Here is a 14,984-nt window from a genome sequence, read left to right as displayed (position 1 = left end):
CGAAAACTAACCTTCATTTTATCATCGAAACGTGGCGTATTCAAATTGAATTTGCTATACTATGAAAAGCTATTGAAAGAAAAGAGAGGATCCTTACTTATGCAAAAGATTTGTATCATTGGATTAGGATATATTGGCCTGCCAACAGCAGCCGTTTTTGCCCGTGCCGGCTATGAAGTAGTCGGAGTAGATGTGAATGAGCAAGTCGTCGAGCTTTTAAATAAAGGTGAAATCATTATAGAAGAAACCGGGCTTCCGGAAGTGGTAAAAGAAGCAGTCGAATCCGGCAAGCTTCGCGCATCGCTTAAACCGGAAGCAGCGGATGCGTTTATTATCGCCGTGCCGACACCAGTCCACGAAGACCATACAGCCAATGTGGATTATGTGGTCAGCGCAGCGCAGACCATCGTGCCATTTGTGAAAAAAGGCGATGTGGTGATCGTAGAGTCCACCATTCCGCCGCGCACGATTGATGACGTGGTGGCACCGATTTTCCGTGAAGCAGGCTTTGATCCGGAGCAGGATCTTCACCTGGCTCATTGTCCGGAGCGTGTTCTGCCGGGCCGTATTTTAATTGAGCTTGTGGAAAATGCCCGGATTGTCGGCGGATTAACGCCGGCTGCAGCAGAAAAAGCAGCAGATGTATACCGCCGTGTGGTAACAGGCGACATTCTGGTTACAGAAGCCGTCACTGCGGAAATGTCCAAGCTGATGGAAAACACATTCCGCGACGTGAATATTGCGCTTGCCAACGAGCTTGCGAAAATTTGCGGCGTGCTTGGCGTTGATGCCCATAAAGTTATTGAGCTGGCCAACCGCCACCCGCGTGTGAACCTGCACCAGCCGGGACCAGGCGTCGGCGGCCACTGCCTGGCAGTAGACCCGTATTTTATCGTAGAAAAAGCACCGGTCCAGGCGCAGATGATTCAAATGTCGCGTGACATTAACAACTCTATGCCGGATTATGTGGTCGACCAGATTATCCGCATGACGGGCGACATCGAACGTCCGTCTGTTGCCCTGTTCGGCTTAACGTACAAAGGCAATATTGATGATGTGCGGGAAAGCCCGGCCATTGAAATTGTCGAGAAAGTGATTGAAAACCCGCGCTTCGATGTGCGGGTGCATGATCCGCATGTCCGCAATGAGCAAGTGTCATTCCCGCTTGCTTCATTTGACCAGGCCGTGGAAGAAGCAGACCTTGTCGTGATCCTGGCTGACCATAACGAGTTCAAGGCGCTTGATACGCATGCCTTAATGCAAAAAATGGCCCGACCGGTAATTTTTGATACGAAAAACTGCACCGGCCTTACAAGCGGCGGCGGTTTAACCGTTCATAAAATCGGGGACCTGCGCGGCCTGGCACGAAACGAAGCAAACGCCGTAAATAAATAAATCAAAAGGTGAGGGAACGGTGAAAAAAGAACAGTACCTGGGTGTGTCGGTCTCGCCGCTCACCTATGACCAGATTATTGAAGATATGAAGCAGCGGATTAGAGCCGGCGAGCAGTCAACGGTCATTGCCGTTAATCCGGAAAAGGTGATGACGGCCCGTCGTGATCCGCTTGTAAAAGAATTAATCAACAACTCAACCTACCAGATCGCAGACGGCGTCGGTATGATCATTGCCGCAAAGCTGAAAAAAGGCGAGCTGAAGGAACGGGTTACAGGCGTGGATATGATGAAACGCATCCTGGAGATGGCCGCAGCCGAAAACCTCGGTGTGTTTTTCTACGGGGCAAAGGAAGAAACCGTGAGAAAAGCGAAAGAAAACCTGGAAGCGTCGATTCCAAATCTGCGTGTGGCCGGCTATGAAAACGGCTATGTAAAGGACCAGGAGGCGCTGCTGGAGAAAATCCGCCAGTCCGGCGCCCAAATTATCTTTGTGGCGCTCGGCAGCCCGCGCCAGGAGCTCTGGATTCGCGAAAACATGCCGAAGCTTCCGGAAGTCAAAGTATTTCAAGGCGTCGGCGGCAGCTTTGACGTGTATTCCGGCAATGTGCAGCGCGCGCCGGAAGCGTACCGAAAAGCCGGCCTTGAATGGCTGTACCGGCTGATGAAGGAGCCGAAGCGGATTAAACGCCAGATGGCGCTGCCGAAATTTCTGGCGGCGGTCCTTACATCGCGGGGAGGCCGCGGATGAAGGTTCTCCATGTAATCAGCGGCGGCGAAACAGGCGGCTCGCGCAAGCATGTGATTACCCTGCTGGAGCAGTTCGATCCGGCGGAAGTAACGCTTGCCGTTTTCCAGGAAGGCGCACTGGCAGAAGAAGCCCGTGCCTCGGGGATCCGGACGGTCCTGTTTGCCCAGAAGTCGCGCTATGACCTGTCCGTTTTGTCCAGGCTGTCTGCGTTTATAAAGGAAGAGCAGTTTGATATTTTGCATACCCACGGCCCGCGCGCCAATTTATTCGGCATTTATGTAAAGAAGAGAACCGGCATCTGCTGGGTGACAACCGTTCACAGCGACCCGGCGCTTGATTTTGTCAAAGGCGGGATCAAAGGGCGGGTTTTCACCCGAATCAGCCTGTATGCGATCCGGCAGATGGACCATTATTTTGCCGTTTCGGACCGCTTTAAGCAAAATCTCGTTTCGCTCGGCATCCGTCCGGAAAAAGTGACAACCGTCTACAACGGCATTCACTTTACGGAGGAAGCGGCCGAAGCAGCGGCTCTCCCGGTGCCCGAGCATTCCTTTGTGATTGCCATGGTCGCCCGGCTTCACCCAATCAAAGGGCATGAGGTTGTCTTTGAGGCGCTCCGCCGCCTCGAAGCAAAGCCGCAGCTGCTTTTAGTCGGCGACGGCCCGATTGAAGACGAGCTGCACGAAAAAGCGAAAGACTTGTACGGCCATGTGCACTTTCTCGGCTTCCGCCAGGACGTAGCAGGCATATATGCCGCTTCTGACGTCGCGCTGCTCGCTTCCTACAGCGAAAGCTTTCCACTCGCGTTGTTAGAAGCAGCCAATGAACGCATTCCGCTTATTTCCACTGATGTGGGCGGAGTCGGAGAGCTGATCACAGAAGGCGAAACCGGCTGGATCGTGCCGACAGGAGAGGCAGAGGCGCTCGCCGAAGCCATCCAAAAAGCCATGCAGGCCGATGTCAAGCAAATGGGAGAGAAGCTGTACGAGCACGCTTCGACCCACTTTTCACTGGAACAGCTTCACAAAGCAACAAAAGAGGTATACACAAAAATCGCGTCCCGCTAAGTCGGGAACGCGATTTTTTTATGCAACGAGCTATTTCACTGTAAAGTCTGCATACAGCGAATGCCGGTTCTGGTCAGACCCGACCTCCACTTCAAGCAGAAACTCACCTTTCTCCTCTGTATAGCTCTCAAGCATTTCGGTCACGGTCGTATCAACCGGCAGCAGGGGAGACTCCAAATTCTGGTCCATCCGCAGCTCCGCCATTGACCAGGCTGTTTCTATATAAGCAGGCTCGGCTACTGGTCCGTCATAAGGTTCGATGGACACTTCCTCCAGCCCCTCATCGCTTTGCCGCCACAGGCGGTACGTTTCATTCACCGCTAAATGATTGGGGCCAAAATTATGAATCACGACATGAAGCGGCTCGCCGCGCTTTACCTCATCCTTTACCAGCGTCACTCCGGCATGGTAATCCGGAAACGAAGTAAAGAGCGGATAATAATTCACATCTTTAAACTCACCGGCCGTATCATACACCTTAATTGTGTAGCGATATAGTTTGCCTCCTTTTTCCGGCAGCTGAACGGCTGTTTCCGCTGCCTGACCCGTCGTAATCCGCTCAATTTCTTTCGGCTGCTCCGCGTGGCGGTTCACTTCTTCTAACAAAATCCGCATCTCAGACCCGTCTGGAATTCGATCCGGCAAATCCGGCGTAAACGTTCCGCCAGGCATCACCTCAACAGCTCGTTCGGAAGGAAACTGCCCGTGGCGGACAAAAAAGTTTCCCGTTGCCTGCCGGTACGTGCCGTTATTGACCACCTCTGCAAAAACCGGAAGAAAAGGCTCATGATACTGGCCCATTGAGGATGGATGCGCCCCGTCTGGAAGATCCGCTTCGTCATTTGTGCAGCCGCCCAAAAGCAAAAGAGCCGCTCCGGCTGTCAGCAAGCACTTCTTCATGCTTCTCCACCTTCCTGTTGATTTGTCTCCTGTTTCCTCAGAACACTCAAATTAGTAAAAAATGGAGAGATAATTTTATTTTGGTTCAGGAGCAGAAGAATGTCAAAGTGTAAAAGATAGAGAACAAGCTGTCTGCAGGCGGAACCTTTTTGTTCAAAATCTATAAAATTAATACTCTATAAACTAAAAAAATGATGATTGTGGAAGATATTTAGTATAAAAGAACTGTAAAAGAATATGAATACTAGACGATATAGTAATTGACTGAGTGAAGCAGCTGACATAAAACTGTAATCTCAGTTTCGAAGAATAACCCCTATATCATCATGTTTTGATACAAATATGACAAAAAATGTTTAGCAAAAACTTTATATTTGCACAGCATATGGTATATAATGAATAAGCTATGAAACAAGGAGGTTTCAACCAGCGCTAGATTTTGTTAAATATTGAAAAATGTTTTCAGTAGTATGACAATCATTACATTTTCAATAATTTATGGAAATCTATAAAAAATGGTTGAAAAAAAACCCTTGTTTGATAGAATATTACTTGAGTTTCAGTTATGTTAAAATTTCCTTTCAATACATAACCTTGCATTGAAAGAGAAAAATAGCTACTAAACTCAGAAACTACTATAGGAACGGCCGGCTCTGCTGACCGCTTTCATAAAAAAACCACACACATACAGGAGGAACTATTACATGGCTTACCAACCAAAGTCTTATCGTAAATTCGTTGCTACAGCGGCAACTGCTACTCTTGTTGCAACTGCAGTAACACCTGCATTCGCGGCAGATTTCGAAGATGTTAGCAGCACTTACAAGAATGCTGTTGACTACTTAGTAGATAACAATATTGCTAAAGGTACATCTGAAACAACTTTCGGCACTACTGCTTCAATCACTCGCGGTGACGCAGCAGTTATGATTGCGAATGTTCTTGAATTAGATACAGCTACTGCTCCGGCTTCTTCATTCACTGACCTAAACAGCCGCGTAAAAGGTGCTGTTAACGCTTTATTTGCTGAGAAAATCATCAGCGGTAAAACATCAACTGAATTCAAGCCGAATGATAACATCACTCGTCAAGAAATGGCGAAAATCCTTACACTTGCTTACAATCTTGAAGCAGGCGACACTAAAAACACATTCACAGATGTAAACAGCAACTGGGATGCATATGTAGATGCACTTGTTGAAAATGAAATTACACTTGGTAAGACTTCAGAGATTTTCGCTCCTACTCAAAACGTAACACGTGGCGAATTTGCATTGTTTATGTACCGTGCAAAAGATTTCTTAACTGCTCCTGAGCTAACAGTTTCTGGTGTTACGGCGACAACTGCTAACCGTGTGACAACTGTAAATGCTACGGTTGCAAATGCAGAAGCTGATGCGCAAGCGAAAATTGAAGTGTTTGCAAACGGAAGCACAACAGCAGTAGCTACGAAAACTGTTAACGTTGCAGATGGAAAAGTAACAACTGATTTCCCCGATCTTCCAGCAGGTAACCATACTGTTAAAGTAACAGTTGGCGAAAAATCTGCACAAGCAAGCTTCACTGTTGCTGCATTTGACTTGGCAATCAACAGCGTAACTGCTATCGATGCTGGTCATGTACAAGTAGCTTTCAACAAACCAGTTTTAGATGGAACTGGTGCAAACAGTGCTGAAACTGTTTCTAATTATGGAATTACTGGCGGCCTTACAGTCACTAAAGCAGAATTAAGCAAAGATAAAAAATCTGCGGTGCTTACTTTATCTGCGCCGTTAACAAAAAACACAGCTTATACTGTAACTGTAAAGAAAAATCTACAAGATGCTGAAGGAAAAGCTCTTTCTACTAAAAACGACTTCACAACTGGCTTGTACTTCGCTGATGAAGTAAAACCAACAGTAAGTGCAGTTGCATCTGAAAACGGTAACGTGAAAATCACTTTTAGCGAAAACCTTGGTTCAACAGTACCAACAGTTGTAATCAACGGTGTTAGCGTAACAGCTAGTGCGCCTGTGAATAACACGGTTACTGTAACAAAAGCAAACCTTGCTGTTGCAAATCTTGAAAATGCAAAATCTTATCCTGTAATTGTATCAGGAGCTACAGATCTAGCTGGAAACACAATGGATCTTTATAACAATACATTCACTTACTCTCTAGTTACAGATGCTATCGCTCCTCAAGTAACGAATGTAAAAGCTGAAAGCGAAAATAAGATTACTGTGTCTTTTTCTGAAGAAATTGCAGGTATTACTTCTGTCCAAAAAGACGGCCTTACTGATGTTAAATCAGCAATCGGCTTGTCAGTAAGAAAAGACGGCGCGCTCGTATCTTCTGGACTTAAAGCGACAACAAAAGACGGTGTAAACTTCACAATCGACTTGTCTGGAACTACACCTAATGCGATTTTCGATAGCGCTAAAAATGAAACGTCTGTAAACTTGGATGTTACATTTGCAGGCTACAAAGATCTTGGCAACAACGTTGGAACATCTGTTACAAGAACTGTTCCATTGACGAAGGATGTTACAGCTCCAACGCTTGTAAAGTCTGAGTACGATGCAGTAAACAAAAACTTTATTCTTACATTCTCTGAAGAGCTTGCAGCTGATACATCAGCGAATCTTTCAGCTGACTTGACGGTTATTGATAATTCAACAGGTCAAACAAAAGTTGTACCCAATACTGCAGTACTAGCTGTTGCAGCTGGTGATAAAAAAGTGACTGTAAGCAATGCTACAGTAGGCGGTCTGAATCTTGCAAATGGAGACTACACTTTCAACTTTGCAAAAGGCGCATTTAGCGACCAAGCATTGAATAAAGTTAACACATCTGCGGCAATTTCAACAAAAGTAACAGTAATTGGTGATGCTTCTGTAAAACCAGCTATCATTGGCAACCCTGTTGTAACTGGTGATACGTTAACAGTAACGTATGATGCCGATGTAAAAGGTGGCACAGTGGCAGGTTCAGCTACAGATGTTGCTAACTACAAATTGGATGGACAAGCACTTCCATCTGGAACAGTTATTACCCTAGATGGTGCTTCTAGAGTAGCTACTATCAAAATGCCAGCTGGATCTGTTGAAAAAACACATGTAGGTATCTTAACTGTATCGAACGTTCAAGGTAAAAACGGTGCGACAATTGATACTGTAGACAAAACAGTTTCATTGACAGATACAAAAGCACCTACACTGCTTTCTGCAAAAGTAGGAACTGATGGCAAAATCACATTAACATTCAGCGAAAATGTTGATGGTAAGCAAGATGGAGCTTCAGTAACCGGGGGCCAAGAATTAGCGCCAGATGCAAACGACTTTGTCGTAGCTGTTAATGGTACTACTGCAACAGGTATTGCTGTAGAAAAAGGCTCTTCAGAGGACCAAATTGTTATTACATCATCTAGCGTAAGTTTTGCAACTGGTACAATTACAGTTAAAACGGCTCCTGTAACTTCTGGTAAAGATGCTGCAGGCAACTTGCTAGCAACTGATGTACTAGTGAGTGCAACACGTTAATAACTAATATAATTTTTCTAAATAGCTTTAGTTAAAGCTATACCCTGGATAGCGGACGTCTATAAGAGTCCCTATCCAGGGTTTTTTAATGTTTTTTAAAAGAAAAAGAAAGAAAAATACTCAGATTAACTTACCATAAAGAAAGCAATGACTTTTGTCGAATGCCCATATATAATGGAAAAGAATGAGTATTTTAATAGATAAGGGAGGGTGAAATAAGTGATGAAATTGACGGATTCGTCTATACGTTATATAGTGGCGGGAATATTTTTATGCTTGGCCATTGCTTTAATATATACACATTTTTCTGGGGAAAAGCAGGATGAAAAAGTTACTGAGATTTATTATACATACCAGCAAGCATTCGAATTATTGCAGCAGGGACAATATGCACAAGCATTGCCTCTTTTAGAGCAAGTGAAAGCGGAAGAGCCGGATTCAGTACCTGTCACGCATTATTTGGGGATGTCCTATGTAAATACAAATGAGCTTAGCAAGGCCTCTAGAGCATATAAGCAGGTAGTTGAGCTAAATCCCTATAAAATTGAAGATGCATTGTTTATGATTCAGTTTGCGGATGTTTTAACATTAAACGGTGAGAAGGAAGAGGCTTTGACTGTTTTGGCACAATGCAAAAATTTGCCGGTCCCGGCAAGCATGCCGGATTATCAGGAACAAGTGGCGGCGAAAATGAAAGAGCTTAAAAACAACTCGTAACAGAAAGGTTGCCTGCGTCAAATGAGTAATATCATTTATTCAAAAAAATCAATTTATCGTGACGAAGCAGAAGACGAATTATCAATAAAACAAACAGATAAAAAAATTTTTTTTCTATTGCTTGTGTCATTAATTGTTATACCGCTTCTGGTCGGTGGTCACGTAAAGGAAGTCATAAGCCCAATCATCTCGGAACAGGCTTCTTTATCAAGCGGGGGACAAGGGGATATTTTTACTTACTTTAAATTTATTGTTCTTCTGATTGCAACTGCGCTTATATCCTGTCTTTTTTTCTACAAACTTTTTTTCTTAAATTACCGATTACCTAAACGTCCGATTTTATGGATTTTTTTATCAATGTTTGTTGTGATTGCGCTATCGACGACATTGGCGCCAAATAAAACGATTGCGTTATATGGCCAGTATAACCGTTCAGACGGTGCGCTGTCTTATGTATGCTATGTGCTGCTGTTTTTTATTGCTATGCATATCCAATACCCTAAAAAAGCGGTCCGATATGTGATTTTTGCTTTTTATCCACTTGTTATCGTAAATTTTATTCTTATAACGATGAATTTTACCGGTCATGATGCAATTACCTATAGTTTCGTAAAAAGTATTGTCACCTTTGCGCTTCCAGACGGCCAATCACTGTCGGAAGGGGCCATATTGCTTGGAACATTAAACCAGTGGAATTATATGAGTGGCATGTTCGCTGTTATGACTGTCCTATATATCGGTGCATTCACTATGGAAACGAACAAAATTCAAAAGGCGATGCACTTCCTCATGGCACTTCTAGCGGTTGCGACTATGCTCATGGCGATCTCGACAAATGGATTTTTGACAATATGTCTGATGACGCCTTTGTTGATTCTTCTTATATTAAAATACGGAAATAAAAAAACAGGGCTTATGACTTTGGCATTGTTTTTTATTTTGACAATCCCAATTCTGCATGTACTGGCATCGAATAACTCAAGGGTTTGGAGTGAGTCTGTTGGATTTTTCATTCCGGCGAATCCTTATACAGCAGAAGAACAAGTTACATCCCAAAAGTCAAATAGTGATTTTGACCGGTTGAATAATGTAGCATATGCAAACGAAAAAGCTTTTACGCTGCCGGACCTTCCTGAGTCGGCTATTGCAGCTGGGTCAGGCCGTATATACATTTTTGGGAAAACACTCGAATTGTTAAAAGAGCGTCCTGTCTTAGGGTATGGACTTGATACATTAATGTATCATTTCCCGCAAACAGACATTGGAATTCGCGGTGGCCTAGGTTCAGAACTAGTAGTAGTTGATAAACCACATAGCATGTATATCGGTATTTTGTTCGGAACAGGTGCAGCTGGTTTTCTTTTGTTTATAGCAATTGTTATTCAATCAATGAAGCTGATTTTACCGGGCATTTGGCATTACAATAAATCTTATGGATTGATTGCTGTCCCTGGTCTTGCTTGGATCGCATTTTTAATACAGGCGTTATTCAATGATACACTACCTGGAACTGCGGCGCCTTTGTTTATACTAGGCGGTATTGCTTTTATGCTGTTTGATCAAAAAGACCGTGTCCAAGAAAAATAAGGGAGAAGTGGAATGGAAGAAACAATAGACTTACGAGAACTGATTGAGATTGTATTAAAAGGGAAATGGGTTATTATTCTTTGCACCATTGTTGCGGTAATCATTGCGGCCATTATGAGCTTTTGGGTGATAGATCCAACGTATGAATCGAAAGCGACCGTTTCGGTAAATAACGGGCTAGTTGCTGGGGCAACGCCTCAAGCAACAGATTCATACTTCAATGAAGTAATCACTCCAGGTGCTTACATAGAACGGATTAAATCTTCTCAAATAATAGATCTAGCCATTCAAAAAAGCAATCTAAATAAATATAGCGTAACTGGTGTTCAAGAAAACATGACTGTCGAAAATATTGCGAATACAAACCTGGTTACAGTGAAAATGAAAGCAAATTCCGCTTCAGATGCAAAAGCGCTGCTTGAGGCTCTTCTCACGACTATTCAAGAGTCCTTATTGACTGAAATTCAAGACAGAATTCATGAAGATATTAAATATTATGCAGCTCAAAGCGAGACAGAAAAAGAAAATCTCGAAGTACTGTTAAAGCAATACCGGCAGCAGGCAGAAGCGTTGAATCTGCCAAAATCATTGCTCCTAGATGCCGTTATTTCTTATAACAACCAATATATTTTGAACTTTGACCAAGACCATTTAAGTGAAATGACGGATATTTCCGAACAAGATTTAATTGAGTTAAATGAAGTAAGTAACGAAGTGAAAACGACCGCTTCTGTCTATCGGGATTATTCAAATAAAGAACGTCAGTTAAGCGCGTTTTCGGAAGTGTTTCGCGTTGACAATAAGCTGCTGACCATTTCCGCGCCGGTTGAAAGTGAAGGCCCTGTATCACCACAACCACTTTTAAACATAGCTATAGCGCTTATAGTTGGTTTAATAGCTGGAACAGGTATCGTGTTGTTTCGACACTATTGGAAAAGTTCCGGGCAGCAACATTAAAAAGAGCTATTGCGGCTCTTTTTTTTGTGACAAAATAACCGTTTTATTTTTAGGTTTCTCTAATTTTGTGTGTGATTCAATGATATAATGTAGAAAAAAGTCGTTTTTTTGGTAATGTCTCCTTTACCAGTATCAATGGGGGCACTCGGCTGCGCGGTGGTGTTCTGTAGATAGGGCGCTTAGACGTGTGTCGTCAATCGTGCGGTGTGAGGGTGGGTTAAATGCCCAATTTTTAATTATTTCAAAAAATTAAAAAACAGTTAATAAAAGCGCATTTATTGTGTGTGTTTTTATTAGCTGTTTTACGTTTCACATCTAAGATTACCAAACAAGAGAGGTGCAGCCTATTGGATTATCAACGAAGAGTCTCCCTGCTGATTGGGCTTGATTCACTCATCGTTCTTTTTTCCATTTACATCGGTTATTTCATTTTACATCCATATATGAACATTTACAGCCCGAGCACGCTGTTCATTAGTTCCTTAACGCTGCTTGCCAGCCACCATTTGTTTGCGGCTATTTACCGACTTTATCACAAAGCGTGGGAGTATGCGAGCGTGCGGGAACTGCTTGCCATCGTCAAAGCAGTTTCGTTCTCCATCGCCGCCACTGCCATTGTGCAAATGGCCGCGTTCCAGGATATTTATTTCCGCGTCTTAATGATCACATGGATGCTGCACGTCATTTTAATCGGCGGCTCGCGCTTTTCATGGCGCATGTACCGTGACCGCTACATAAAAAAGGCGAACGACCAGCGCAAACGAACGATGATCGTCGGCGCAGGGGCAGGCGGCTCAACCGTCGTTCGCCAATTGCTGTCAAACGAATCCGAATTCAAGCCGGTTTTATTTGTTGATGACGACTTGCATAAACTGCGCCTGCAAATTCACGGCATCACCGTACTCGGAACAACACGCAATATTCCATACCTGGTTGATGAACACGCTATTGACAACATTATTATCGCCATTCCTTCACTGAAGCGCCAGCAAATCAAGCACATTTATGAACAATGCGCCAAAACCGCAGCGAAAGTGCAGATTATGCCGCTCATTGAAGACGTCATGACCGGCAAGTTGTCCGTCAGCCAACTGCGCGACGTCGCTGTCGAAGACTTGCTTGGCCGCGAGCCAATTGAACTCGATATCGAATCGATAGCTGAAACCGTCACAAGCAAAACCGTTCTTGTCACCGGAGCAGGCGGCTCAATCGGCTCGGAAATCTGCCGGCAGATCAGCATCTTCCAGCCGAAAAAAATTGTTCTCGTCGGACATGGTGAAAACAGCATTTATCAGATTGACATGGAAATGCGCAAACGTTATAAAGACCTAATTGAAATCGTTCCAGTTATCGCCGACGTGCAGGACCGTGAGCGCATGTTTGACGTACTTGCCGAACATCAGCCGGATATTGTGTACCATGCGGCAGCGCACAAACACGTGCCGTTAATGGAATACAACCCGAAAGAAGCAGTCAAAAATAATATCTTCGGTACAAAAAATACGGCCGAAGCATCCGCCGCAGCAGGTGTGAAACGGTTCGTGCTCGTTTCAACCGACAAAGCGGTCAATCCAACCAACGTGATGGGCGCAACAAAACGCGTCGCCGAAATGGTCATACAACAGCTCGACCGGGAGTCGGATACAACCTTCACCGCTGTGCGTTTCGGCAACGTACTCGGTTCACGGGGCTCCGTCATTCCGCTGTTTAAAAAGCAACTCGCAGAAGGCGGTCCGTTAACTGTTACACACGAAGATATGACACGTTACTTCATGACGATCCCGGAGGCATCACGGCTCGTCATCCAGTCCAGTGCACTCGCACGCGGAGGAGAACTATTTGTACTCGACATGGGCGAACCCGTCAAAATCGTTGATCTTGCCCGCAACTTGATAAAGCTCTCCGGATACACCGAAGACGAAATCGGTATAGAGTTTTCAGGGCTGCGCCCAGGAGAGAAGATGTATGAAGAGCTGCTTAATGAAAATGAAGTGCATCCCGAGCAAGTGTTTCCGAAGATTCATATTGGGAAAGCGGGAGTGGTTGAAGGGGAGATTCTTTGGAGATTTATTGGATGTCTAGAAGACAAGGATAGTCACAAACTGAGAGAGCAATTGATTGAAATTGCAAATACTAAAGAAAATTTGGGGAAAGTAATGAAAAAAGTATTAGTATAGAATAATATGGTCTTTCTAATGTAAAAGAAAGTCAGTTTATTTATAAAAGTTCATTTTGAGGGCTCATTTCTTTTATTAGTTACCATCAAAAATTATACGAATATTTTATTCTTGAATCCATAGGCGGAATATAAATATGCAATTATTAAAAAAAACAGAAAAAAAGTTTTATTGGGAAGTTTTATTTTTTATACCGTTGTTCCTAACCCCACAGGGATTATATCAAAGTTTTGTAACTGAAGATGGTCTTCACCTCGGAGATTCAGGATTAGTTTTTCCTATTTATTTTTTTATAGGAAGTTTTCTATTTTTATACGCTTTGGTTTTATTTATTAGAGAGAAAAAAATACTAGTACTATCATCTGAAGTTAAAAAAGTTGTCTTATTTATTGGGATAATTGGTTTCTTTATTGCATCAGCAGGAGCAATTATATATTCAGATATTAATGCTTATGTTAGGTTTTTTCAATTGATAACAGGTTTCGTGGGTGTGTCTATATCATGGTATTTATTTGAATACAAAAAAATAAATATTGAGAAATTCTTTGGACAATTAGGTTTAATGTACTTTGGGGTTATTACCATAAATTATCTTTATTCTTTTACTCAAGTTGGTTTAGAAAGTTTTGGTCGTGCATTAAGACCTTCAATAGGCTTGTTTGATATTTATCAAACTCATGTATACTATCCATTTATTTTAACTACCGTTTTATACATGAGTCTGCCATATATTTTAAAAAGGTATAATTGGTTTATCTATCCGTATATAGGGCTGTACTTTTTGAACTTATTGAGTTGGCAAGTCCGTGGAGCGATTATATCGTTTTTGTTAATGCTTTTCATTGCGTTTTTTGTGAAATTTAAAGTTCTTCAAAAGATTAATATTATTTTATTCCTAATAGTATTTCTTTGCATAGTAATTTATAATTTTGGCTTGGAGTTAGTAGTTGGAAGATTTGGTAATATAAAAGGTGTCCAATCCCTAAGTGGTAGGACTGATATTTGGAAAGCGATTTTTGAAGATTTCAATATAGTTGATTTTTTATTCGGTGATTTTTATCGCGACATAGACGGAATTACAGCTCATAACCAATATTTAGAATTATTAAGTTTAGGGGGAATACTATTACTATTTTCTGTCTTAACAATTCTATTTTACCTCTCGGTTTTTTTGTGGGGAAATGTCAAAAAAAGAGATAGGAATTTGCTTTATTTTGGATTAATACTGTTTATTCAATGGATTGTGGATTTTAATGTAAACGTACCAATAAGTAATACTAACCCAGCTATTTTTACGTGGTTTTATTTAAATTCAATATTTGTACTATTAAACACCAGCAGAAGTGAATTTTTAGAAAGTAGCAAAAAAATATTTAAAGCTCTTTAAGGAGTTGTATGGACATAAAGTACTTTTTTATTGTTTGTGTAGAGTTTTTTATGGAATGTCTTTTTAAACTACCAAGATTTAGATTTTTAAATAAATTCAAAAAAACCTTTCTAATTTTAATGGGTAATAGGGTTGGAAAAAAACCAGTTTTTTATCCAGGAGTATGGATAATGCCTCCAAAAAATTTGAGTGTAGGCGATTATGTGGATTTTGCAAAAGATGTGCTTATTACCACAGGAGGCAAAGTGACTATTGGAGATCGTGTTCTAATAGGATATGGGACAAAAATTTTAAGTTCTAATCATACTATTCCTCAAAACAGAGGCGAAATTTTTTATTCAGGTCATATTCATAAGGAAGTTATTGTGAAAAATGATGTTTGGATTGGCGCTAATGTAATTATATTGCCAGGAGTGACTATAGGAGAAGGAGCCGTCGTAGCAGCAGGATCTGTAGTTACTAAAAATGTAAAGGAATTTACAATAGTAGGTGGTATTCCAGCTAAATTAATTAAAGAAAGAGATTAAA

11 protein-coding genes are annotated in these 14,984 nt (G+C 42.3%); 10 read left to right on the top strand and 1 reads right to left on the bottom strand.

From position 1 onward, the window contains the following. The first annotated feature begins 99 nt into the window (after positions 1-99). From VP98_RS06655 to VP98_RS06645, 3 genes are read left to right on the top strand one after another with little or no spacing between them, the layout of a single operon-like run. On the top strand, positions 100-1,395 hold the full coding sequence (locus tag VP98_RS06655) for a nucleotide sugar dehydrogenase (RefSeq protein ID WP_046174543.1): 1,296 nt from the start codon (positions 100-102) through the stop codon (positions 1,393-1,395). A gap of 19 nt (positions 1,396-1,414) precedes the next feature. After that, complete coding sequence (locus VP98_RS06650; RefSeq protein ID WP_046174542.1) at positions 1,415-2,143, top strand: WecB/TagA/CpsF family glycosyltransferase; 729 nt, start codon at positions 1,415-1,417, stop codon at positions 2,141-2,143. Next, complete coding sequence (locus VP98_RS06645; RefSeq protein ID WP_046174541.1) at positions 2,140-3,210, top strand: glycosyltransferase family 4 protein; 1,071 nt, start codon at positions 2,140-2,142, stop codon at positions 3,208-3,210. Before VP98_RS06650 ends, VP98_RS06645 begins: the two co-directional genes overlap by 4 nt. 30 nt (positions 3,211-3,240) lie before the next feature. On the opposite strand, the gene VP98_RS06640 is transcribed toward VP98_RS06645, so the two are convergent. Beyond that, on the bottom strand, positions 3,241-4,110 hold the full coding sequence (locus VP98_RS06640) for a hypothetical protein (protein WP_046174540.1): 870 nt from the start codon (positions 4,108-4,110) through the stop codon (positions 3,241-3,243). A gap of 704 nt (positions 4,111-4,814) precedes the next feature. On the opposite strand from VP98_RS06640, the gene VP98_RS06635 reads away from it, so the two are divergent. The 7 genes from VP98_RS06635 (at position 4,815) to VP98_RS06605 (ending at position 14,983) form a co-directional block, all read left to right on the top strand. Then, entirely contained in the window at positions 4,815-7,631 is a 2,817-nt protein-coding gene (locus tag VP98_RS06635) for an S-layer homology domain-containing protein (protein ID WP_046174539.1), read from the top strand. 222 nt (positions 7,632-7,853) lie between these two features. Continuing rightward, the gene (locus VP98_RS06630; protein ID WP_231584141.1) at positions 7,854-8,348 is read left to right on the top strand and encodes a tetratricopeptide repeat protein; all 495 of its coding nucleotides are present in this window, start codon (positions 7,854-7,856) and stop codon (positions 8,346-8,348) included. Between the two features lie 21 nt (positions 8,349-8,369). Next, the gene (locus VP98_RS06625) at positions 8,370-9,935 is read left to right on the top strand and encodes an O-antigen ligase family protein (RefSeq protein ID WP_046174537.1); all 1,566 of its coding nucleotides are present in this window, start codon (positions 8,370-8,372) and stop codon (positions 9,933-9,935) included. A gap of 12 nt (positions 9,936-9,947) precedes the next feature. Continuing rightward, the gene (locus tag VP98_RS06620; RefSeq protein ID WP_046174536.1) at positions 9,948-10,892 is read left to right on the top strand and encodes a Wzz/FepE/Etk N-terminal domain-containing protein; all 945 of its coding nucleotides are present in this window, start codon (positions 9,948-9,950) and stop codon (positions 10,890-10,892) included. A 347-nt stretch (positions 10,893-11,239) separates the two neighbouring features. Beyond that, complete coding sequence (locus tag VP98_RS06615) at positions 11,240-13,069, top strand: polysaccharide biosynthesis protein (RefSeq protein WP_046174535.1); 1,830 nt, start codon at positions 11,240-11,242, stop codon at positions 13,067-13,069. Between the two features lie 136 nt (positions 13,070-13,205). Further along, on the top strand, positions 13,206-14,456 hold the full coding sequence (locus tag VP98_RS06610) for a hypothetical protein (RefSeq protein WP_046174534.1): 1,251 nt from the start codon (positions 13,206-13,208) through the stop codon (positions 14,454-14,456). An 8-nt stretch (positions 14,457-14,464) separates the two neighbouring features. Beyond that, positions 14,465-14,983: an acyltransferase gene (locus VP98_RS06605; protein ID WP_231584133.1), complete on the top strand. Its 519-nt coding sequence runs from the start codon at positions 14,465-14,467 to the stop codon at positions 14,981-14,983. Position 14,984: the final 1 nt, after the last annotated feature.

It is taken from the genome of Domibacillus indicus, assembly GCF_000970685.1.
GTDB classification, from domain to species: Bacteria; Bacillota; Bacilli; order Bacillales; family Domibacillaceae; genus Domibacillus; species Domibacillus indicus.
This window is presented reverse-complemented; position numbering and strand designations above follow the sequence as displayed.